Below are 22,929 nucleotides of genomic sequence, written 5' to 3'. Positions count from 1 at the left end.
CAGGTTATGGTTCTCTCTAAAAAGCTTCGTTTACTTACTTCTCCCCATCTACGCGTTCTTTTGTAAGATTATTAAATACTATATTACATTTTCGACAAATTGTTAATATAAAATACTCTGAATACGCTGTTTAATTTTTTCTTTGCCAAGTAATGAAATTGCCTTAGGCAAGTCAGGACCATGTGTTTGACCCGTGACGGCAGCCCTTATCGGCATGAATAATTTTTTCCCTTTATGCCCTGTGCTTTTTTGTACGGCTTTAATCGACTTCTTGATTTCATCCGCATTAAATTCTTCAAGCCCTTCGATCTCCTGAAGGAAAGCTTTCATGACTTCCGGTACCTGTTCTTCAGCCAGCACTTCCTTAGCTTCTTGCTCGAACTCGACCTCATCCTTGAAAAACAGTTCAGAAAGCTCGACTATTTCCGCTCCATAGCTCATCTGCTCTTGAAAAAGTGAAACAATCCCATGTACCCACTCTTCTTCTTCGGCGGTCAGTGTCTCTGAAACCTTCCCGGCTTTAATTAAGTGAGGCAATGACAATTCCACTGCACGATTGACGTCCAATTGCTTCACATATTGATTATTCATCCATGTAAGCTTTTGCTTATCGAAAAGTGCAGGTGATTTAGACAGACGGTCAGCATCGAAAAGATTAATGAATTCTTCTTTTGTGAAAATCTCTTCCTCCCCGACCGGAGACCATCCTAGTAATGTAATGAAATTGAATAATGCTTCAGGTACATAGCCAAGCTCTTCATATTGCTCAATGAATTGAATGATCGACTCATCACGTTTACTCAGTTTCTTCCTGCTTTCGTTTACAATCAGCGTCATATGTCCGAATACCGGCGGTTCCCAGCCGAAAGCTTCATAAATCATCAATTGTTTTGGAGTATTGGAGATATGATCATCACCGCGAAGGACATGGGAAATCTTCATCAAGTGATCATCGACGGCCACTGCAAAGTTATAAGTTGGAATGCCATCTTTTTTAACGATAACAAAATCACCAAAGCCATCCGTTTCAAATGAAACCTCATCCTTGACCATATCTTTGAAAGTAAGGACCTTCCCAGCTGGAACGGCAAAGCGAATGCTCGGTTTTCTTCCTTGTGCCACTAGTTCCGCTTGCTCTTCCTCAGTTAAATGCTTGCACTTCCCAGAATATTTTGGCGTTTCATTGCGTTCGACCTGCCCTTCACGCTCTGCTTCCAGCTCTTCTTCCGTACAATAGCATTTATATGCTAACCCCTTATCCAAAAGCTCTTGATACAATTCCTGATAAAGGTCGTTCCTTTCGGATTGACGATATGGACCGTATTCACCGCCTACATCAACACCTTCATCCCAATCCATGCCAAGCCATTTCAAATATTTAAGCTGACTTTCCTCTCCGCCTTCAATATTTCTCTTTTGGTCGGTATCTTCAATACGGATGATGAATTTCCCGCCTTTATTTCGTGCGTATAAATAATTAAATAAAGCAGTCCGTGCATTACCAATATGTAAATGTCCAGTCGGACTCGGTGCATAGCGAACTCGAATATCGCTGCTCATGATATATATAGACCTCCCAGTCGTTCTATTCTATTGTTTATATTATCATTTAAATACATTGGGATAAAGGCATCCACTCTAAAAACGATTTAGTTTGATTTGACCAATAAGACAACAGCCTGTGCCGCGATTCCTTCGCCCCTGCCTGTAAATCCAAGTTTCTCCGTGGTGGTCGCCTTTACATTAATCCTGTCAATCGAGGCATCTAAAAGTTCTGCAATTCTGCCTCGCATTTCCTCGATATACGGTGCCATTTTCGGGCTTTGTGCAATGATTGTACAATCCGCATTGCCTAGGGAATATCCTTCTTTTTTTACGATCGCCCAAATATACTGCAGCAGTTTTGCAGAATCGGCATCTTTAAATTCAGGGTCGGTATCCGGAAAATGCTTACCGATATCCCCTGCACCAATTGCCCCCAAGCAGGCATCGGCAACAGTATGCAGAAGGACATCCGCATCCGAATGACCCAGCAGTCCTTTCTCATACGGAATCGTAATCCCGCCAATTATCAAAGGCCTGCCTTCCACAAGCTGATGAACGTCATATCCTTGTCCTATTCTATACATATCATTCTCCCCAATCATCTTTTTCCATGTTGTTGTTTATGTAAAATCGCTTCTGCAAAATAAAGGTCTTCCTGAGTCGTAATCTTAATATTATCATAATTGCCCTCAATAATAACTACCTGTTCATTGATCCGCTCTAGTAAACTTGCATCGTCCGTCCCTAAAAATCCTTCAGCTTCTGCCTGTTCATACGCACTTTTTAATATGGATACACGAAAAGCTTGTGGAGTTTGCACCGCCCACAAGCTTGATCGTTCCACTGTTTCCAATACCTTTTTGTTTGCCGCTTTTTTAATCGTATCCTTAACGGGCACTGCAATTACGGCACCTCCATTAAGGGAGGCGGCAGTAGTCAATTCACTGATTTGCCCTAGGGTAATAAAAGGGCGGGCACCGTCATGGACCAGGACGATGTCTTCTTCTGCATGTTGCAGTCCATTATAAACGCTTTGTTGGCGCTCCTTGCCACCCATGACCAGTTTCTTGACCTTTTTAAGCCCATTCGCTGCTATCAATTGATTGAAATAATCCTTTTCTGCCGGGTTTATCGAAAGGATAATCCCCCGACAGTCAGGATCTTCTTCAAAGACACGCAGTGTATAAACAATGATCGGGACACCCGATAGTTCAATAAAAAGTTTATTCTTGCCCGCTTTCATTCTTTTGCCTTGTCCAGCTGCAGGTATCACTACTTCATAAAACATAACGATTTCTCCTACTCTTCTTTATAATGCTTTTTCTAATAGTTTCGGTTTAGCGAATATCATCCGGCCTGCAGAGGTTTGCAATACACTTGTGACAAGTACATCGATCCGTTTCCCTATATGGTCACGGCCACCCTCGACAACGATCATGGTGCCATCGTCCAAATAAGCGATGCCCTGGTTCTGCTCTTTCCCATCCTTTATGACCTGAACGTTCATCTCTTCCCCAGGAAGTACAACAGGTTTTACGGCATTGGCCAGGTCATTGATATTAAGTACCGCCACATTTTGAAACTCGCATACTTTGTTTAAATTGAAATCATTGGTAACGACCATTCCGCCCGATATTTTGGCAAGCTTCACCAGTTTACTGTCGACTTCCTGAATGTCTTCAAAATCCCCCTCGTACATCTCCACTTTAATCGGTAGGTCTTTTTGAATCCGATTCAAGATATCCAAACCGCGCCTTCCACGATTCCTTTTCAATGCATCAGATGAATCGGCAATGTGCTGCAATTCGTTTAATACGAATTGAGGAATGACTATGGTACCTTCCAGAAAGCCTGTCTGACAAATATCCGCAATTCTGCCATCTATGATGACGCTTGTATCAAGAATCTTCAGGCGCTTGCTATACCCCTCTTCATCCTCTTCGCTTGCTTCATCATCCGTGTTCTTTTTCTTATTGCTTTTCGTGAATAAACTCAATAGCTCATCACGTTTTTTAAAGCCCACCTGAAAACCAAGATATCCAAATAAAAGCGTAAGGATGATAGGAACCACTGTATTCAAAATGGGAACCTTGATGGCACTGAATGCGGATCCAACCAAGAACGCTGCAAGCAGTCCAACTAAAAGACCTACGCTGCCAAAGATTATATCCGTAATCGGTATCTTTACAAGCTGTTCCTCCAGCCATTTCATAAAGTAGATCACATGATCTACTGCCCAAAAAGTTATAAGATAAAAGATAATGGCACCCAACAGTACACTTACATAAGGATTGTTTAATAAAGCAATATCGTCTGCATGTAAAACAATTAATAATTCCGGAATAAGCAACATACCAAGTGTTCCGCCGACTATTAAGAAGCATGCTTGTATAATGCGTTTTAACATCCCTTTCACCTCCTTCTACTCATTATTGACCAATAATATAAAATGAAACCTTCGAAAATTCGTTTTCACTATATACGTTAAATTCACTTAAGGATTTAGTGGATTTACAAATATGAATTCTTCTCTTTTTCGTAATATTAGCCTAGCACCCTGAGTTTTGAGTGTCAAAAATAAACACCAATCAATTTCAAGCCCGTTCAGGAGTTTTTTAAAAGCCGGCTGCACCTTACATCCTTCTATTTGTGACCAGCTGATTTTTCAAAATTCGGAGTCCTTCTTTAATTTTATTGGCCCGGACTTCACCTATACCCTCCACATCGTCAAGGTTTTCAACCGTAGCTTTATTGACTTCACTAAAGCTTCCGAACTGTTTCACTAAATTTTCGATGATTAAACCCGGCAAGCGTGGGATTTTATGAAGAATACGGTAACCACGGGGATGTACTGACTCATCAAGATGTATATATCCATGATAGCCCAGCACCTTAAGAAGAATGCTTTCATCCAGTTTTTCCTGCATGGCCAACTCTTGAAGCCTAAAAATGATTTCCTCGGGATTTTCATCATTACTGGAGGTATAATCCTTGATAAGCCATTTCCCTTCCGTTTCAATATCTGCCAGGATTTCATTCATTTGCAAACGGATCAGCCTTCCTTCCGTACCAAGTTCATTAAGGTACGTTAGCAGCTCCGCCTTGATCCTGAGCACCATCACATAACGGTGAAATACCTGCAAAAGATCGGCATAGGTCACGATTTCCTCAAACTCGAGCGCTCCTAAAACCGATATGCTCTGCTGCAGGACCACCTTGTATTTTTCCAAGGTCTGGATGGCTAAATTAGCCTTGGCAAGAATGACTCCTATATCTTTAAGGGCATACCGGAAATTGCCCTGATATAAAGTGATGACATTCCGGCGTTGTGAGATTGCGATGACCAACGACTTGGTCTCCCTTGCCACCCGTTCCGCTGTTCTATGCCTCATTCCCGTTTCAGTGGAAGGTGTACTGTTATCAGGCACTAATTGGGCATTTGCGAAAATGATCTTATCGGCGGTTTCATTTAAAATGATGGCCCCGTCCATCTTCGCCAACTCATATAATGTGCTGGGGGTACAGCTGCAGTTGATTTCGAAGCCGCCATCCACGATCGTTCGCACCTTCTCGTTATATCCGACCACTATCAAACCGCCCGTGTTCGCCCTCAGGACATTTTCAATACCCTCCCGAAGCGGGGTACCTGGTGCTACGATTTGCAGAATTTCCAATTTTGTTTTCTCATACCCTTTTTTATCTGTCATGCTTAACCCCCTAACGATTGTTTAAGAGCCTCCGAAACCGATGAAACACCAATGATCTTAATACCTTTCGGCGCGGTCCACCCTCCTATATTATTAGCCGGTATGATAACCCGCTCAAACCCTAATTTCGCTGCTTCCTGCACCCTTTGTTCAATTCGTGACACCCTTCTCACTTCCCCAGTCAGCCCCACTTCACCAATGATGCAATCGGCAGGGTTTGTTGGTTTATCACGGAAGCTTGATGCAATGCTTATTGCAACAGCGAGGTCAATTGCCGGTTCATCCAGCTTGACACCGCCAGCAACCTTTAAATACGCATCTTGGTTTTGGAGCAGCAAGCCCACTCTCTTTTCCAGGACAGCCATTAAAAGCGAAACTCGATTGTGGTCAATTCCCGTGGCCATCCGCCTAGGATTCCCAAAACTCGTAGGAGAAATCAATGCTTGAATTTCAACAAGCACCGGCCTTGTGCCCTCCATGGATGCGACGACTGTGGACCCCGAAGCTCCTTGCGACCGTTCTTCAAGGAAAATTTCCGATGGATTCGCCACCTCTTCCAATCCATGTTCTTTCATTTCAAAAATACCCATCTCATTCGTCGAACCAAAGCGATTTTTAACCGCACGTATAATTCGATATGTATGGTGTCTTTCACCTTCAAAATATAATACGGTGTCAACCATGTGCTCAAGCAGCCGTGGTCCCGCAATGGCCCCTTCTTTTGTAACGTGACCGACGATAAAAATCGCGATTCCGTTCGTTTTAGCAATGCGCATGAGTGAGGCTGTGCATTCCCTCACTTGTGAAACGCTTCCCGGGGCAGATGTAACCTCCGAATGATAAACCGTTTGAATCGAGTCAATAATGACCAAATCCGGTTTTACATCTGTAATTGCCTGTTGGATATAGTCCATATCGGTTTCAGAATAAACGAATAGATTTTCCGACATGGTCCCAAGCCGGTCCGCTCTCAATTTGGTCTGCTTGACTGATTCTTCACCTGATATATAAAGCACTTTTTTCTGTTTATGCGCCAATTGGGATGATACCTGTAAAAGCAGGGTGGACTTACCGATACCCGGGTCCCCTCCGATCAATACAAGTGATCCCTGAACGATCCCGCCCCCAAGAGCACGATTCAATTCCATTAAATCCGTCTTAATGCGTGGTTCTTTTTCTGATTGAATGGTCGTTATGGGTGCTGCCTTCTCCCGTTCCCCGGAACCTCTCACCTCTGAATGGGTAAAAGCGCCCTTTCTAGCAGGTTTAACGATTTCGGTTTCCTCGACCATTTTATTCCATTCACCGCAGCCTGGGCATTTCCCCATCCATTTCGCGGATTCATACCCACAAGACTGACAGATAAATTTAGTTTTCTTTTTTACAGCCATAAATTACTCCTCTTCCTTTGGAAAAAATATCTATATTAAGGATATTATATCTCTGTTTTATTTAAACCTTCTTAAGGCTAAGTTTTTTTAAAAAAATATTCACTTTGCTTGTCCCGTTTATACTCACATCTACCTATAGATAAAAAACAGAGGTACACTGCAAAAGAATCTGCGTGTACCTCGAAGTTTAGGATCAGGTTATTCACTTACATTAACAGGCTCGCCTTGTCGGATTGCAAACTCATTATTCACGACATCCATTACGACCGTTTGCCCTTTTTTCACGTTGCCTTTAAGCAACTCTTCGGATAGATAATCCTCTACATGCTTCTGAAGCGCCCTGCGGATTGGCCTTGCCCCATATTCCGGATCAAAACCTTCCGTGGCAATTTTTTCTCTAGCCGCATCTGTCAGCTCCAAGTATATCTCCTGTTCTTTCAAACGGGTAGTAAGCTGATTTGACATTAATGTAACGATTTGTTTCAAATGATCCTTCTCTAATGAGTGGAACACGATAGTTTCATCAATACGATTCAGGAATTCCGGACGGAATGCACGTTTGAGTTCTTCCATCACTTTCCCTTTCATATTTTTATAGTCCTGACCAGTATCCTGGATGTTAAAGCCGACATACTTATCAGTTTTCAAGGCAGACGCCCCTACATTCGATGTCATGATCAAAATGGTATTCCTGAAATCGACAGTACGCCCCTTTGAATCTGTCAGTCTTCCGTCTTCCAACACTTGAAGAAGAATATTGAAGACATCCGGATGCGCCTTTTCTATTTCATCAAGCAGAACGACGGAGTATGGTTTCCTCCGCACTTTTTCCGTTAACTGACCGCCTTCTTCGTACCCAACATATCCTGGAGGCGATCCAACAAGACGTGAAGTCGAATGTTTCTCCATATATTCGGACATATCGATGCGGATCATGGCATCTTCATCACCAAAAATGGATTCAGCCAAAGCTCGGGCTAGCTCGGTTTTACCGACCCCTGTAGGCCCCAAGAAGATGAATGAACCAATTGGACGCTTAGGATCTTTCAATCCTGCCCTTGCACGTCGTACTGCTTTAGAAACCGCAATGACGGCCTCTTCCTGCCCAATTACACGATCATGGAGGATTGACTCCATATTAAGCAGTTTGTCTGACTCCGTTTGCGCCAATTTAGTGACCGGCACTCCCGTCCAGCTGGATACGACATGTGCAATGTCATCCACAGTCACTTCACTGTTTTCCTGCCCTTGTTTTTCTTTCCAAGTTTTTTTCGTTTCTTCCAATTGTTCTCTTAAGCGTTGTTCTGTATCGCGAAGCGAAGCAGCTTTTTCAAATTCCTGACTCTGAACGGAAGCATCCTTTTCCTTGCGAACATCATCTAGTTTCACTTCAAGTTCCTTTAGGTTGGGTGGCGTTGTGTATGAGCGCAGCCTAACTTTGGAACCAGCTTCATCAATCAAGTCAATCGCTTTATCAGGTAAAAAGCGATCGGAAATATAACGGTCTGATAATTTGACTGCAGCATCAATCGCTTCGTCAGTGATCGATACGCGGTGATGTGCCTCATAACGGTCACGAAGACCTTTGAGAATTTGGATGGATTCCTCAATTGTCGGCTCATCGACTTGGATTGGCTGGAAGCGACGTTCAAGGGCAGCATCCTTTTCAATATACTTGCGGTACTCATCCAAAGTTGTAGCACCGATACATTGTAATTCACCACGGGCCAATGATGGTTTAAGGATATTGGAGGCATCGATGGCACCTTCTGCACCACCTGCACCAATCAATGTATGCAATTCGTCGATGAATAGGATGATATTACCCGCCTGGCGTATTTCATCCATGACTTTCTTCAACCGGTCCTCAAATTCACCCCGGTATTTAGTGCCAGCCACAACAGTACCCATATCAAGTGTCATGACGCGTTTATCACGTAAAATCTCAGGTACCTCATTATTGATAATCTGTTGGGCAAGCCCTTCAGCAATGGCTGTTTTACCAACGCCGGGTTCACCGATCAATACTGGGTTATTTTTTGTACGACGGCTTAATACCTCAATGACACGCTGTATTTCCTTACTTCTTCCGATAACCGGATCCAAGCTTCCTTCCCTGGCAATCGCCGTTAAATCACGGGCAAGGCCATCCAGTGTCGGCGTGCTTGCATTTGCAGCGGCTGAACCTTGATGACCACCTGATTCATTGCTGCCCAAAAGTTGTAATACTTGTTGTCGAGCTTTATTTAAACTTACTCCCAGATTATTCAATACGCGGGCAGCGACACCTTCCCCTTCTCGTATAAGACCTAGAAGGACATGCTCTGTCCCAACATATGAGTGACCTAATTTTCTTGCTTCATCCATGGAAAGCTCAATGACCTTCTTGGCTCTTGGGGTATAATGTATCGTTTGAGCCGTATCCTGTCCACGGCCAATTAAATTTTCCACTTCTTTCTGAATCTTCTCCGGACCCAATCCAAGAGCATATAACGCTTTGGCTGCAATACCATCACCCTCTCGGACCAGGCCCAGTAAAATATGTTCCGTGCCAATATTATTATGACCTAAACGGATTGCCTCTTCTTGGGCTAATGCTAATACTTTCTGGGCTCTTTCAGTAAAACGACCAAACATCATAGGGAATTCCTCCTTAAGAATTTTCGTTTTGAATAAAATTGCTGGCAATTCTCTAAGTAATGGCAGAAGCTTATTCTTGCTCCATATCTATTAATGAAATTTAATTCTCCCTAAAGAGGTCAATAACCTCTATGAGGAGGAAGATTCCGTGAAATTCAAGCGTTCCCGGATGAGTGCTGCTCTACGGATATCCCTTTCATGGGGTCTTAAAGGGCCGCCTGCGTACTTTTGTAAAAATCCCGACTGCGTCAAAATCATCAATTCATTTAGAATGCTTTTGGAAATATTCTTTATATACCCAAGATCTATCCCTAACCTAACATCGGAGATACATGTAGCTGCTTCCTTGGTCTCGATGATTCGAGCATTGGACAAAACCCCATATGAACGGAAAATTCTATCTTCTAATTGTATGTGGGAAGTCCTCGCTAATGCATCCCTCGCTGACCGTTCCTGGGCTATGATTTGTTGCACTACACTCGTTAGATCTTCAACGATATCCCTTTCCGATTTTCCAAGGGTGATTTGATTGGAAATTTGAAAAATATTCCCCAACGCTTGACTGCCCTCTCCATAAATCCCTCGAACCACCAACCCCAATTGGTTGATAGCCGGTATGATATTATTCATCTGCTGTGTAAGGACCAGGCCCGGCAGATGCATCATGACTGAAGCCCTTAACCCTGTTCCCACATTAGTCGGACAACTAGTCAGGTATCCTCTTTCTTCATCATATGCATAGTCTATGGATTCTTCAATCCAATCGTCAAGAACATTTGCAATCTTTAAGGTTTCCTTTAGCTGCAACCCCGACATTAAACATTGAATACGGAGATGGTCCTCTTCGTTTATCATGATACTTATTTCTTCATTTTCCGAAAGGAGACATGCGCTTTTCGCTGAATCTTCAACTAAATGAGGACTGATTAAATGTTTTTCAACCAGAACGCGCTTTTCCAGTGGCTGCAATTGGTCAATCTCTAATAGCTCCAATTTTCCAATCTCCGGGGTTACTTCCTCTTCGATTCTTTTTTTGACCAATTCAATGATTTTATTAGCTTCTTCGTTCGAAAAGGAGGTTGGGAAGGTAAAGTCTTTGAAATTCCTGGCCAGCCGAATCCGCGAACTCAATACAATATCGATTTCCGGCCCTTCGGCACTCATCCAGGAACTCAAGGCGTTTTCTACAAACTTTTCCAAGCTCATAATTCCTCGCCTCCCTCTTGTGCTTCAAACCTTTTTTCAAGGGAACGAACCTTATCTCTTACTTCTGCCGCTTTCTCAAACTCCTCTTGATCAATGTGGACCTTTAAAACTTCTTTCAAATCCAAAATTTGTTTTCGAAGATATATGGCGCCGCCAATCCTTTTTGGAATTTTCCCTATGTGTGCTGTATTGCCGCTATGAACCCTCTTTAAAATGGGATTTAACTGTTCATTGAACGTTTTATAACATTCGGCACAGCCAAACTTGCCAATATGGACAAATTCTTTATAAGATCGATGACAATTCGGGCAACGCCTCTCTTCCGTTTTCGGAAATGCATTTGCCTTTGTCTGTTGAATATTCGACTCCATATTCAACAATCCTGCTAATAAATTATTTATTGAAAAACCAGGTCCACCTGCCTCCATGAACATTTCACCTTTTTCCTGAGCACATTTCTCACAAATCATGACTTCAGTCTTTTTTCCATTGATGATTTTGGTGAAGTGCAGGGTAGCAGGCCTTTGATGACATTCTTGGCAAATCAACGTTCATCACCTCTGCCAGTTTCATTTATATTTTAAAGTCGTAAGCATCGCAGTTAAAATTCTTGCCCTAAGCTCATCGCGGTCAGGCAGGTCGATATAAATCACCGATCTATCTATGACGCTCATCATAATCTTTGCTTCTCTTTCATTAATGACGTCTTCATTCATCAGTCGTGAAATTACTCCTTCAGCCATCGATTGAGTTACCCTGGAACCAATAAGCGATAATAATTGGTTGATAAGTTGCACGGAATCCTGTGATTCCACTTTCATGATGCGTATATAACCTCCGCCTCCACGCTTACTCTCTACAACATAACCTCTCTCGATGGTAAACCTGGTATTGATTACGTAATTGATTTGAGAAGGAACACACTGAAATTTATCTGCTATTTCACTTCTTTTAATCTCCAAGATATCTTTTTGACTTATTTCAAGTACTTGCTTCAAATAAGTTTCGATAACATCAGATATGTTTCTCACTCAGCCTCCTCCATTCTGACTTTGACTATATTTGACTATTATTATACAAGGAATAATGCATTTTGCAACTTAAACGCACTTTCTTTCTGTAATATCCATTTTCTCCAAATTATATGTAGTTACATACCCCATTGAACATAAAAGATGAAATATCTTACATAAATACCCTATATAAATGGATGTAAAACCTGAAATTTTTCTTCTGCTTAAGGTTTCATCACTTAAATTCTGCCCCATTTACCCAGCTCATCCATTCCTCCTCATGATATGGCAACCAATTCAAATAAGGCCAGCCCGTGCTGTCCCTGAAAACGGGAAAATTTTTTTTACATACACAAAAAAGACCAGCCGGATGGCTGATCTTTTTAAATGGCTTGGCGGCGTCCTACTCTCACAGGGGGAAACCCCCAACTACCATCGGCGCTGAAGAGCTTAACTGCCGTGTTCGGAATGGGAACGGGTGTGACCTCTTCGCTATCGCCACCAAACATAAAAGGAACGTTGTTCCTTCAAAACTAGATAATAAGAAGGTATTTCATTTTTTAAAAAGCGTTGGTTAAGTCCTCGATCTATTAGTATCAGTCAGCTCCACATGTCACCATGCTTCCACCTCTGACCTATCAACCTGATCATCTTTCAGGGATCTTACTAGCTTGCGCCATGGGAAATCTCATCTTGAGGGGGGCTTCATGCTTAGATGCTTTCAGCACTTATCCCGTCCGCACGTAGCTACCCAGCTATGCCTTTGGCAAGACAACTGGTACACCAGCGGTGCGTCCATCCCGGTCCTCTCGTACTAAGGACAGCTCCTCTCAAATTTCCTGCGCCCGCGACGGATAGGGACCGAACTGTCTCACGACGTTCTGAACCCAGCTCGCGTACCGCTTTAATGGGCGAACAGCCCAACCCTTGGGACCGACTACAGCCCCAGGATGCGATGAGCCGACATCGAGGTGCCAAACCTCCCCGTCGATGTGGACTCTTGGGGGAGATAAGCCTGTTATCCCCGGGGTAGCTTTTATCCGTTGAGCGATGGCCCTTCCATGCGGAACCACCGGATCACTAAGCCCGACTTTCGTCCCTGCTCGACTTGTAGGTCTCGCAGTCAAGCTCCCTTGTGCCTTTACACTCTACGAATGATTTCCAACCATTCTGAGGGAACCTTTGGGCGCCTCCGTTACTCTTTAGGAGGCGACCGCCCCAGTCAAACTGCCCACCTGACACTGTCTCCCACCCCGATAAGGGGCGCGGGTTAGAATTTCAATACAGCCAGGGTAGTATCCCACCAACGCCTCCACCGAAGCTGGCGCTCCGGCTTCTCAGGCTCCTACCTATCCTGTACAAGCTGTACCAAAATTCAATATCAGGCTGCAGTAAAGCTCCACGGGGTCTTTCCGTCCTGTCGCGGGTAACCTGCATCTTCACAGGTACTATAATTTCACCGAGTCTCTCGTTGAGACAGTGCCCAGATCGTTACACCTTTCGTGCGGGTCGGAACTTACCCGACAAGGAATTTCGCTACCTTAGGACCGTTATAGTTACGGCCGCCGTTTACTGGGGCTTCGGTTCAAAGCTTCGCTTGCGCTAACCTCTCCCCTTAACCTTCCAGCACCGGGCAGGTGTCAGCCCCTATACTTCGCCTTGCGGCTTCGCAGAGACCTGTGTTTTTGCTAAACAGTCGCCTGGGCCTATTCACTGCGGCTTTTCTGGGCTATTCACCCTAAAAAGCACCCCTTCTCCCGAAGTTACGGGGTCATTTTGCCGAGTTCCTTAACGAGAGTTCTCTCGCACACCTTAGGATTCTCTCCTCGCCTACCTGTGTCGGTTTGCGGTACGGGCACCTTACATCTCACTAGAGGCTTTTCTTGGCAGCGTGGAATCAGGAACTTCGGTACTATATTTCCCTCGCCATCACAGCTCCGCCTTAATGGAAACGGGATTTGCCTCGTTTCCGGCCTAACTGCTTGGACGCGCATATCCAACAGCGCGCTTACCCTATCCTTCTGCGTCCCCCCATCGTTCAAACGATGTATAGGTGGTACAGGAATATCAACCTGTTGTCCATCGCCTACGCCTTTCGGCCTCGGCTTAGGTCCCGACTAACCCTGAGCGGACGAGCCTTCCTCAGGAAACCTTAGGCATTCGGTGGAAGGGATTCTCACCCTTCTTTCGCTACTCATACCGGCATTCTCACTTCTAAGCGCTCCACCAGTCCTTCCGGTCTGACTTCAACGCCCTTAGAACGCTCTCCTACCATCGACACCATACGGTGTCAATCCACAGCTTCGGTGATACGTTTAGCCCCGGTACATTTTCGGCGCGGAGTCACTCGACCAGTGAGCTATTACGCACTCTTTAAATGGTGGCTGCTTCTAAGCCAACATCCTGGTTGTCTAAGCAACTCCACATCCTTTTCCACTTAACGTATACTTTGGGACCTTAGCTGGTGGTCTGGGCTGTTTCCCTTTCGACTACGGATCTTATCACTCGCAGTCTGACTCCCAAGAATAAGTATTTGGCATTCGGAGTTTGACTGAATTCGGTAACCCGTTGGGGGCCCCTAGTCCAATCAGTGCTCTACCTCCAATACTCTCATCTTGAGGCTAGCCCTAAAGCTATTTCGGAGAGAACCAGCTATCTCCAGGTTCGATTGGAATTTCTCCGCTACCCACACCTCATCCCCGCACTTTTCAACGTGCGTGGGTTCGGGCCTCCATTCAGTGTTACCTGAACTTCACCCTGGACATGGGTAGATCACCTGGTTTCGGGTCTACGACCTCATACTCATTCGCCCTATTCAGACTCGCTTTCGCTGCGGCTCCGTCTCATCAACTTAACCTCGCATGAAATCGTAACTCGCCGGTTCATTCTACAAAAGGCACGCCATTACCCATTAACGGGCTTTGACTACTTGTAGGCACACGGTTTCAGGATCTATTTCACTCCCCTTCCGGGGTGCTTTTCACCTTTCCCTCACGGTACTGGTTCACTATCGGTCACTAGGGAGTATTTAGCCTTGGGAGATGGTCCTCCCTGCTTCCGACGGGATTTCTCGTGTCCCGCCGTACTCAGGATCCACTCAGGAGGGAACGAAGTTTCAACTACAGGGTTTTTACCTTCTTCGACGGACCTTTCCAGGTCGCTTCATTTACCCCGTTCCTTTGTAACTCCATGTTGAGTGTCCTACAACCCCAAGAGGCAAGCCTCTTGGTTTGGGCTAATTCCGTTTCGCTCGCCGCTACTCAGGAAATCGCGTTTGCTTTCTCTTCCTCCGGGTACTTAGATGTTTCAGTTCCCCGGGTCTGCCTTCAGTACCCTATGTATTCAGGTAAAGATACTGTTCCATTACGAACAGTGGGTTTCCCCATTCGGAAATCTCCGGATCAAAGCTTACTTACAGCTCCCCGAAGCATATCGGTGTTAGTCCCGTCCTTCATCGGCTCCTAGTGCCAAGGCATCCACCGTGCGCCCTTTCTAACTTAACCGTTAAAAAAGATCTTACAGATGCTTTGAAAAAAATTAATTGCCTTCTATCTATTATCTAGTTTTCAAGGAACAAAGCAGAAAGAATCCATCACATCGTGATGACTGTCTTTCCTATTTGAATGAATTACTCATTCAAAACTGAACAAAACAAAAGCGCTCTCGTAATTATCCTTAGAAAGGAGGTGATCCAGCCGCACCTTCCGATACGGCTACCTTGTTACGACTTCACCCCAATCATCTGTCCCACCTTAGGCGGCTGGCTCCATGAAGGTTACCTCACCGACTTCGGGTGTTACAAACTCTCGTGGTGTGACGGGCGGTGTGTACAAGGCCCGGGAACGTATTCACCGCGGCATGCTGATCCGCGATTACTAGCGATTCCGGCTTCATGCAGGCGAGTTGCAGCCTGCAATCCGAACTGAGAATGGCTTTATGGGATTCGCTTACCTTCGCAGGTTTGCAGCCCTTTGTACCATCCATTGTAGCACGTGTGTAGCCCAGGTCATAAGGGGCATGATGATTTGACGTCATCCCCACCTTCCTCCGGTTTGTCACCGGCAGTCACCTTAGAGTGCCCAACTGAATGCTGGCAACTAAGATCAAGGGTTGCGCTCGTTGCGGGACTTAACCCAACATCTCACGACACGAGCTGACGACAACCATGCACCACCTGTCACTCTGTCCCCCGAAGGGGAAAGCCCTATCTCTAGGGTTGTCAGAGGATGTCAAGACCTGGTAAGGTTCTTCGCGTTGCTTCGAATTAAACCACATGCTCCACCGCTTGTGCGGGCCCCCGTCAATTCCTTTGAGTTTCAGCCTTGCGGCCGTACTCCCCAGGCGGAGTGCTTAATGCGTTAGCTGCAGCACTAAAGGGCGGAAACCCTCTAACACTTAGCACTCATCGTTTACGGCGTGGACTACCAGGGTATCTAATCCTGTTTGCTCCCCACGCTTTCGCGCCTCAGTGTCAGTTACAGACCAGAAAGTCGCCTTCGCCACTGGTGTTCCTCCAAATCTCTACGCATTTCACCGCTACACTTGGAATTCCACTTTCCTCTTCTGCACTCAAGTTCCCCAGTTTCCAATGACCCTCCACGGTTGAGCCGTGGGCTTTCACATCAGACTTAAGGAACCACCTGCGCGCGCTTTACGCCCAATAATTCCGGACAACGCTTGCCACCTACGTATTACCGCGGCTGCTGGCACGTAGTTAGCCGTGGCTTTCTGGTTAGGTACCGTCAAGGTACCAGCAGTTACTCTGGTACTTGTTCTTCCCTAACAACAGAACTTTACGACCCGAAGGCCTTCTTCGTTCACGCGGCGTTGCTCCGTCAGACTTTCGTCCATTGCGGAAGATTCCCTACTGCTGCCTCCCGTAGGAGTCTGGGCCGTGTCTCAGTCCCAGTGTGGCCGATCACCCTCTCAGGTCGGCTACGCATCGTCGCCTTGGTGAGCCATTACCTCACCAACTAGCTAATGCGCCGCGGGCCCATCTATAAGTGACAGCGTAAACCGTCTTTCCATCTTCTCTCATGCGAGAAAAGAACGTATCCGGTATTAGCTCCGGTTTCCCGAAGTTATCCCAGTCTTATAGGCAGGTTGCCCACGTGTTACTCACCCGTCCGCCGCTAATCTCAGGGAGCAAGCTCCCATCGATTCGCTCGACTTGCATGTATTAGGCACGCCGCCAGCGTTCGTCCTGAGCCAGGATCAAACTCTCCGAAGAAATGTTTGACTTGCTCATTTGCTTTTTTGATAGTGTGTGCTCACTTAAAATTTAACGTTGGCGCTTTGTTTTGTTCAGTTTTCAAAGAGCAATTTGACTCTTCTTAAAGAATCAACTTTCATATCATAACAAACCCAAATCGGCTTGTCAAGTTTTTTTGGTGGAGCCTAGCGGGATCGAACCGCTGACCTCCTGCGTGCAAGGCAGGCGCTCTCCCAGCTGAGCTAAGGCCCCAAAAAATAATGGTCGGGAAGACAGGATTCGAACCTGCGACCCCTTGGTCCCAAACCAAGTGCTCTACCAAGCTGAGCTACTTCCCGAAAAAAACATGGTGCGCCCGGCGGGAGTCGAACCTACAACCTTCTGATTCGTAGTCAGATGCTCTATCCAATTGAGCTACGGGCGCATATTAAGATGGTGCCGAGGACCGGAATCGAACCGGTACGGTAGTCACCTACCGCAGGATTTTAAGTCCTGTGCGTCTGCCAGTTCCGCCACCCCGGCATAAATAAATAGTGGAGCGGAAGACGGGATTCGAACCCGCGACCCCAACCTTGGCAAGGTTGTATTCTACCACTGAACTACTTCCGCGAACATGCGGGTGAAGGGACTTGAACCCCCACGCCTTGCGGCGCCAGATCCTAAGTCTGGTGCGTCTGCCAATTCCGCCACACCCGCATAATAAAATGGTGAGCCATGAAGGATTCGAACCTTCGACCCTCTGATTAAAAGTCAGATGCTCTACCAACTGAGCTAATGGCTCATATAAACTATTTATATATGCTATATCAAGCTTGTATGAAAATGGTGCCGGCAAGAGGACTTGAACCCCCAACCTACTGATTACAAGTCAGTTGCTCTACCAGTTGAGCTACACCGGCAAGTGTAAAAATGGTGGAGGATGACGGGATCGAACCGCCGACCCTCTGCTTGTAAGGCAGATGCTCTCCCAGCTGAGCTAATCCTCCATATATAACTGCTTGGCGGCGTCCTACTCTCACAGGGGGAAACCCCCAACTACCATCGGCGCTGAAGAGCTTAACTGCCGTGTTCGGAATGGGAACGGGTGTGACCTCTTCGCTATCGCCACCAAACATAAAAGGAACGTTGTTCCTTCAAAACTAGATAATAAGAAGGTATTTCATTTTTTAAAAAGCGTTGGTTAAGTCCTCGATCTATTAGTATCAGTCAGCTCCACATGTCACCATGCTTCCACCTCTGACCTATCAACCTGATCATCTTTCAGGGATCTTACTAGCTTGCGCCATGGGAAATCTCATCTTGAGGGGGGCTTCATGCTTAGATGCTTTCAGCACTTATCCCGTCCGCACGTAGCTACCCAGCTATGCCTTTGGCAAGACAACTGGTACACCAGCGGTGCGTCCATCCCGGTCCTCTCGTACTAAGGACAGCTCCTCTCAAATTTCCTGCGCCCGCGACGGATAGGGACCGAACTGTCTCACGACGTTCTGAACCCAGCTCGCGTACCGCTTTAATGGGCGAACAGCCCAACCCTTGGGACCGACTACAGCCCCAGGATGCGATGAGCCGACATCGAGGTGCCAAACCTCCCCGTCGATGTGGACTCTTGGGGGAGATAAGCCTGTTATCCCCGGGGTAGCTTTTATCCGTTGAGCGATGGCCCTTCCATGCGGAACCACCGGATCACTAAGCCCGACTTTCGTCCCTGCTCGACTTGTAGGTCTCGCAGTCAAGCTCCCTTGTGCCTTTACACTCTACGAATGATTTCCAACCATTCTGAGGGAACCTTTGGGCGCCTCCGTTACTCTTTAGGAGGCGACCGCCCCAGTCAAACTGCCCACCTGACACTGTCTCCCACCCCGATAAGGGGCGCGGGTTAGAATTTCAATACAGCCAGGGTAGTATCCCACCAACGCCTCCACCGAAGCTGGCGCTCCGGCTTCTCAGGCTCCTACCTATCCTGTACAAGCTGTACCAAAATTCAATATCAGGCTGCAGTAAAGCTCCACGGGGTCTTTCCGTCCTGTCGCGGGTAACCTGCATCTTCACAGGTACTATAATTTCACCGAGTCTCTCGTTGAGACAGTGCCCAGATCGTTACACCTTTCGTGCGGGTCGGAACTTACCCGACAAGGAATTTCGCTACCTTAGGACCGTTATAGTTACGGCCGCCGTTTACTGGGGCTTCGGTTCAAAGCTTCGCTTGCGCTAACCTCTCCCCTTAACCTTCCAGCACCGGGCAGGTGTCAGCCCCTATACTTCGCCTTGCGGCTTCGCAGAGACCTGTGTTTTTGCTAAACAGTCGCCTGGGCCTATTCACTGCGGCTTTTCTGGGCTATTCACCCTAAAAAGCACCCCTTCTCCCGAAGTTACGGGGTCATTTTGCCGAGTTCCTTAACGAGAGTTCTCTCGCACACCTTAGGATTCTCTCCTCGCCTACCTGTGTCGGTTTGCGGTACGGGCACCTTACATCTCACTAGAGGCTTTTCTTGGCAGCGTGGAATCAGGAACTTCGGTACTATATTTCCCTCGCCATCACAGCTCCGCCTTAATGGAAACGGGATTTGCCTCGTTTCCGGCCTAACTGCTTGGACGCGCATATCCAACAGCGCGCTTACCCTATCCTTCTGCGTCCCCCCATCGTTCAAACGATGTATAGGTGGTACAGGAATATCAACCTGTTGTCCATCGCCTACGCCTTTCGGCCTCGGCTTAGGTCCCGACTAACCCTGAGCGGACGAGCCTTCCTCAGGAAACCTTAGGCATTCGGTGGAAGGGATTCTCACCCTTCTTTCGCTACTCATACCGGCATTCTCACTTCTAAGCGCTCCACCAGTCCTTCCGGTCTGACTTCAACGCCCTTAGAACGCTCTCCTACCATCGACACCATACGGTGTCAATCCACAGCTTCGGTGATACGTTTAGCCCCGGTACATTTTCGGCGCGGAGTCACTCGACCAGTGAGCTATTACGCACTCTTTAAATGGTGGCTGCTTCTAAGCCAACATCCTGGTTGTCTAAGCAACTCCACATCCTTTTCCACTTAACGTATACTTTGGGACCTTAGCTGGTGGTCTGGGCTGTTTCCCTTTCGACTACGGATCTTATCACTCGCAGTCTGACTCCCAAGAATAAGTATTTGGCATTCGGAGTTTGACTGAATTCGGTAACCCGTTGGGGGCCCCTAGTCCAATCAGTGCTCTACCTCCAATACTCTCATCTTGAGGCTAGCCCTAAAGCTATTTCGGAGAGAACCAGCTATCTCCAGGTTCGATTGGAATTTCTCCGCTACCCACACCTCATCCCCGCACTTTTCAACGTGCGTGGGTTCGGGCCTCCATTCAGTGTTACCTGAACTTCACCCTGGACATGGGTAGATCACCTGGTTTCGGGTCTACGACCTCATACTCATTCGCCCTATTCAGACTCGCTTTCGCTGCGGCTCCGTCTCATCAACTTAACCTCGCATGAAATCGTAACTCGCCGGTTCATTCTACAAAAGGCACGCCATTACCCATTAACGGGCTTTGACTACTTGTAGGCACACGGTTTCAGGATCTATTTCACTCCCCTTCCGGGGTGCTTTTCACCTTTCCCTCACGGTACTGGTTCACTATCGGTCACTAGGGAGTATTTAGCCTTGGGAGATGGTCCTCCCTGCTTCCGACGGGATTTCTCGTGTCCCGCCGTACTCAGGATCCACTCAGGAGGGAACGAAGTTTCAACTACAGGGTTTTTACCTTCTTCGACGGACCTTTCCAGGTCGCTTCATTTACCCCGTTCCTTTGTAACTCCATGTTGAGTGTCCTACAACCCCAAGAGGCAAGCCTCTTGGTTTGGGCTAATTCCGTTTCGCTCGCCGCTACTCAGGAAATCGCGTTTGCTTTCTCTTCCTCCGGGTACTTAGATGTTTCAGTTCCCCGGGTCTGCCTTCAGTACCCTATGTATTCAGGTAAAGATACTGTTCCATTACGAACAGTGGGTTTCCCCATTCGGAAATCTCCGGATCAAAGCTTACTTACAGCTCCCCGAAGCATATCGGTGTTAGTCCCGTCCTTCATCGGCTCCTAGTGCCAAGGCATCCACCGTGCGCCCTTTCTAACTTAACCGTTAAAAAAGATCTTACAGATGCTTTGAAAAAAATTAATTGCCTTCTATCTATTATCTAGTTTTCAAGGAACAAAGCAGAAAGAATCCATCACATCGTGATGACTGTCTTTCCTATTTGAATGAATTACTCATTCAAAACTGAACAAAACAAAAGCGCTCTCGTAATTATCCTTAGAAAGGAGGTGATCCAGCCGCACCTTCCGATACGGCTACCTTGTTACGACTTCACCCCAATCATCTGTCCCACCTTAGGCGGCTGGCTCCATGAAGGTTACCTCACCGACTTCGGGTGTTACAAACTCTCGTGGTGTGACGGGCGGTGTGTACAAGGCCCGGGAACGTATTCACCGCGGCATGCTGATCCGCGATTACTAGCGATTCCGGCTTCATGCAGGCGAGTTGCAGCCTGCAATCCGAACTGAGAATGGCTTTATGGGATTCGCTTACCTTCGCAGGTTTGCAGCCCTTTGTACCATCCATTGTAGCACGTGTGTAGCCCAGGTCATAAGGGGCATGATGATTTGACGTCATCCCCACCTTCCTCCGGTTTGTCACCGGCAGTCACCTTAGAGTGCCCAACTGAATGCTGGCAACTAAGATCAAGGGTTGCGCTCGTTGCGGGACTTAACCCAACATCTCACGACACGAGCTGACGACAACCATGCACCACCTGTCACTCTGTCCCCCGAAGGGGAAAGCCCTATCTCTAGGGTTGTCAGAGGATGTCAAGACCTGGTAAGGTTCTTCGCGTTGCTTCGAATTAAACCACATGCTCCACCGCTTGTGCGGGCCCCCGTCAATTCCTTTGAGTTTCAGCCTTGCGGCCGTACTCCCCAGGCGGAGTGCTTAATGCGTTAGCTGCAGCACTAAAGGGCGGAAACCCTCTAACACTTAGCACTCATCGTTTACGGCGTGGACTACCAGGGTATCTAATCCTGTTTGCTCCCCACGCTTTCGCGCCTCAGTGTCAGTTACAGACCAGAAAGTCGCCTTCGCCACTGGTGTTCCTCCAAATCTCTACGCATTTCACCGCTACACTTGGAATTCCACTTTCCTCTTCTGCACTCAAGTTCCCCAGTTTCCAATGACCCTCCACGGTTGAGCCGTGGGCTTTCACATCAGACTTAAGGAACCACCTGCGCGCGCTTTACGCCCAATAATTCCGGACAACGCTTGCCACCTACGTATTACCGCGGCTGCTGGCACGTAGTTAGCCGTGGCTTTCTGGTTAGGTACCGTCAAGGTACCAGCAGTTACTCTGGTACTTGTTCTTCCCTAACAACAGAACTTTACGACCCGAAGGCCTTCTTCGTTCACGCGGCGTTGCTCCGTCAGACTTTCGTCCATTGCGGAAGATTCCCTACTGCTGCCTCCCGTAGGAGTCTGGGCCGTGTCTCAGTCCCAGTGTGGCCGATCACCCTCTCAGGTCGGCTACGCATCGTCGCCTTGGTGAGCCATTACCTCACCAACTAGCTAATGCGCCGCGGGCCCATCTATAAGTGACAGCGTAAACCGTCTTTCCATCTTCTCTCATGCGAGAAAAGAACGTATCCGGTATTAGCTCCGGTTTCCCGAAGTTATCCCAGTCTTATAGGCAGGTTGCCCACGTGTTACTCACCCGTCCGCCGCTAATCTCAGGGAGCAAGCTCCCATCGATTCGCTCGACTTGCATGTATTAGGCACGCCGCCAGCGTTCGTCCTGAGCCAGGATCAAACTCTCCGAAGAAATGTTTGACTTGCTCATTTGCTTTTTTGATAGTGTGTGCTCACTTAAAATTTAACGTTGGCGCTTTGTTTTGTTCAGTTTTCAAAGAGCAATGTCTTTCGGAACAGCTTACTTATAATAACATTCCCTTTACTCTGAGTCAACAACTTTTTTAAAAACTTTTTAAAGTTTGTAATCTGTTTGCAACTCGTTCGTAACGACAGATATAAATATAACACCATTACGTTAACTGTGCAATACCTTTTATAAAGTTTTTTGAGATAATGTTGTTTTTCTTTCAAACCCTAGAATTCGTACTATATAAAAGATATGAAATTATAATTAAAAAACAAAAACCGAATTGGACTTACCAGGATCAGAGGTTGCCCCCAATGATCCC

Annotated in this window: 10 protein-coding genes, 9 tRNA genes, 6 rRNA genes and 1 other annotated feature (1 of these 26 cut by a window edge); all 25 genes read right to left on the bottom strand. The window is 46.7% G+C overall.

Annotated elements, in window-relative coordinates; translation table 11 throughout:
* Positions 1–60, bottom strand: a binding site (T-box leader) (it extends 189 nt beyond the left edge of the window).
* A gap of 42 nt (positions 61–102) precedes the next feature.
* Positions 103–1,560, bottom strand: coding sequence for a glutamate--tRNA ligase (gltX, locus tag MHB45_RS25120; RefSeq protein ID WP_048677859.1), 1,458 nt, complete (start codon positions 1,558–1,560; stop codon positions 103–105).
* Between the two features lie 89 nt (positions 1,561–1,649).
* Positions 1,650–2,129 (bottom strand): 2-C-methyl-D-erythritol 2,4-cyclodiphosphate synthase, encoded by a 480-nt coding sequence (ispF, locus tag MHB45_RS25115; protein WP_048677857.1) that lies wholly within the window; start codon positions 2,127–2,129, stop codon positions 1,650–1,652.
* A gap of 14 nt (positions 2,130–2,143) precedes the next feature.
* Positions 2,144–2,833 (bottom strand): 2-C-methyl-D-erythritol 4-phosphate cytidylyltransferase, encoded by a 690-nt coding sequence (ispD, locus tag MHB45_RS25110; RefSeq protein WP_048677855.1) that lies wholly within the window; start codon positions 2,831–2,833, stop codon positions 2,144–2,146.
* Positions 2,834–2,854: 21 nt separating this feature from the next.
* Positions 2,855–3,952 (bottom strand): PIN/TRAM domain-containing protein, encoded by a 1,098-nt coding sequence (locus tag MHB45_RS25105; protein ID WP_048677852.1) that lies wholly within the window; start codon positions 3,950–3,952, stop codon positions 2,855–2,857.
* A gap of 226 nt (positions 3,953–4,178) precedes the next feature.
* On the bottom strand, positions 4,179–5,252 hold the full coding sequence (gene disA, locus MHB45_RS25100; protein ID WP_063595517.1) for a DNA integrity scanning diadenylate cyclase DisA: 1,074 nt from the start codon (positions 5,250–5,252) through the stop codon (positions 4,179–4,181).
* 2 nt (positions 5,253–5,254) lie between these two features.
* On the bottom strand, positions 5,255–6,643 hold the full coding sequence (gene radA, locus MHB45_RS25095; RefSeq protein ID WP_048677848.1) for a DNA repair protein RadA: 1,389 nt from the start codon (positions 6,641–6,643) through the stop codon (positions 5,255–5,257).
* A 198-nt stretch (positions 6,644–6,841) separates the two neighbouring features.
* A complete protein-coding gene (gene clpC / locus MHB45_RS25090) occupies positions 6,842–9,283 on the bottom strand; it encodes an ATP-dependent protease ATP-binding subunit ClpC (RefSeq protein WP_034305090.1) in 2,442 nt (813 codons plus the stop codon).
* Positions 9,284–9,412: 129 nt separating this feature from the next.
* Positions 9,413–10,489 carry a protein arginine kinase gene (locus MHB45_RS25085; protein WP_053537034.1) on the bottom strand — a complete coding sequence of 359 codons (1,077 nt, stop codon included), beginning with the start codon at positions 10,487–10,489 and terminating at the stop codon, positions 9,413–9,415.
* Positions 10,486–11,037, bottom strand: coding sequence for a UvrB/UvrC motif-containing protein (locus MHB45_RS25080; RefSeq protein WP_072273933.1), 552 nt, complete (start codon positions 11,035–11,037; stop codon positions 10,486–10,488). Before MHB45_RS25080 ends, MHB45_RS25085 begins: the two co-directional genes overlap by 4 nt.
* Before the next feature lie 21 nt (positions 11,038–11,058).
* Complete coding sequence (locus MHB45_RS25075; protein WP_048677843.1) at positions 11,059–11,520, bottom strand: CtsR family transcriptional regulator; 462 nt, start codon at positions 11,518–11,520, stop codon at positions 11,059–11,061.
* A gap of 372 nt (positions 11,521–11,892) precedes the next feature.
* Positions 11,893–12,008, bottom strand: a 5S ribosomal RNA gene (gene rrf, locus MHB45_RS25070).
* Positions 12,009–12,072: 64 nt separating this feature from the next.
* Positions 12,073–15,005 (bottom strand): 23S ribosomal RNA (locus tag MHB45_RS25065).
* Positions 15,006–15,181: 176 nt separating this feature from the next.
* A 16S ribosomal RNA gene (locus MHB45_RS25060) occupies positions 15,182–16,732 on the bottom strand.
* A 158-nt stretch (positions 16,733–16,890) separates the two neighbouring features.
* Positions 16,891–16,966, bottom strand: a tRNA-Ala gene (locus tag MHB45_RS25055).
* A 9-nt stretch (positions 16,967–16,975) separates the two neighbouring features.
* Positions 16,976–17,052: transfer RNA gene (locus tag MHB45_RS25050), tRNA-Pro, on the bottom strand.
* A 9-nt stretch (positions 17,053–17,061) separates the two neighbouring features.
* Positions 17,062–17,138: transfer RNA gene (locus MHB45_RS25045), tRNA-Arg, on the bottom strand.
* Between the two features lie 9 nt (positions 17,139–17,147).
* Positions 17,148–17,236: transfer RNA gene (locus MHB45_RS25040), tRNA-Leu, on the bottom strand.
* A 12-nt stretch (positions 17,237–17,248) separates the two neighbouring features.
* Positions 17,249–17,323: transfer RNA gene (locus MHB45_RS25035), tRNA-Gly, on the bottom strand.
* Between the two features lie 5 nt (positions 17,324–17,328).
* A tRNA-Leu gene (locus tag MHB45_RS25030) sits at positions 17,329–17,410 on the bottom strand.
* A 9-nt stretch (positions 17,411–17,419) separates the two neighbouring features.
* Positions 17,420–17,495 (bottom strand) — tRNA-Lys (locus MHB45_RS25025).
* Positions 17,496–17,537: 42 nt separating this feature from the next.
* Positions 17,538–17,613: transfer RNA gene (locus MHB45_RS25020), tRNA-Thr, on the bottom strand.
* An 11-nt stretch (positions 17,614–17,624) separates the two neighbouring features.
* Positions 17,625–17,700 (bottom strand) — tRNA-Val (locus MHB45_RS25015).
* A 10-nt stretch (positions 17,701–17,710) separates the two neighbouring features.
* Positions 17,711–17,826, bottom strand: a 5S ribosomal RNA gene (rrf, locus tag MHB45_RS25010).
* A gap of 64 nt (positions 17,827–17,890) precedes the next feature.
* Positions 17,891–20,823, bottom strand: a 23S ribosomal RNA gene (locus tag MHB45_RS25005).
* Positions 20,824–20,999: 176 nt separating this feature from the next.
* Positions 21,000–22,550: ribosomal RNA gene (locus MHB45_RS25000) — 16S ribosomal RNA — on the bottom strand.
* The 16S, 23S and 5S rRNA genes sit together here with 9 tRNA genes alongside, the layout of an rRNA operon.
* Positions 22,551–22,929 lie beyond the last annotated feature (379 nt).

The organism is Peribacillus sp. FSL K6-5616, from assembly GCF_038008245.1.
In the GTDB taxonomy this organism is placed as follows: Bacteria; Bacillota; Bacilli; order Bacillales; family DSM-1321; genus Peribacillus; species Peribacillus frigoritolerans.
The sequence above is the reverse complement of the archived record's forward strand: the minus strand, read 5'-3'. Positions and strand labels throughout refer to the sequence as shown.

Bases quoted from the DNA above. Each gene is read 5' to 3' on its own strand.
- gltX (WP_048677859.1), bottom strand. From the start codon at position 1,560: ATGAGCAGCGATATTCGAGTTCGCTATGCACCGAGTCCGACTGGACAT.
- ispF (WP_048677857.1), bottom strand. From the start codon at position 2,129: ATGTATAGAATAGGACAAGGATATGACGTTCATCAGCTTGTGGAAGGC.
- ispD (WP_048677855.1), bottom strand. From the start codon at position 2,833: ATGTTTTATGAAGTAGTGATACCTGCAGCTGGACAAGGCAAAAGAATG.
- MHB45_RS25105 (WP_048677852.1), bottom strand. From the start codon at position 3,952: ATGTTAAAACGCATTATACAAGCATGCTTCTTAATAGTCGGCGGAACA.
- disA (WP_063595517.1), bottom strand. From the start codon at position 5,252: ATGACAGATAAAAAAGGGTATGAGAAAACAAAATTGGAAATTCTGCAA.
- radA (WP_048677848.1), bottom strand. From the start codon at position 6,643: ATGGCTGTAAAAAAGAAAACTAAATTTATCTGTCAGTCTTGTGGGTAT.
- clpC (WP_034305090.1), bottom strand. From the start codon at position 9,283: ATGATGTTTGGTCGTTTTACTGAAAGAGCCCAGAAAGTATTAGCATTA.
- MHB45_RS25085 (WP_053537034.1), bottom strand. From the start codon at position 10,489: ATGAGCTTGGAAAAGTTTGTAGAAAACGCCTTGAGTTCCTGGATGAGT.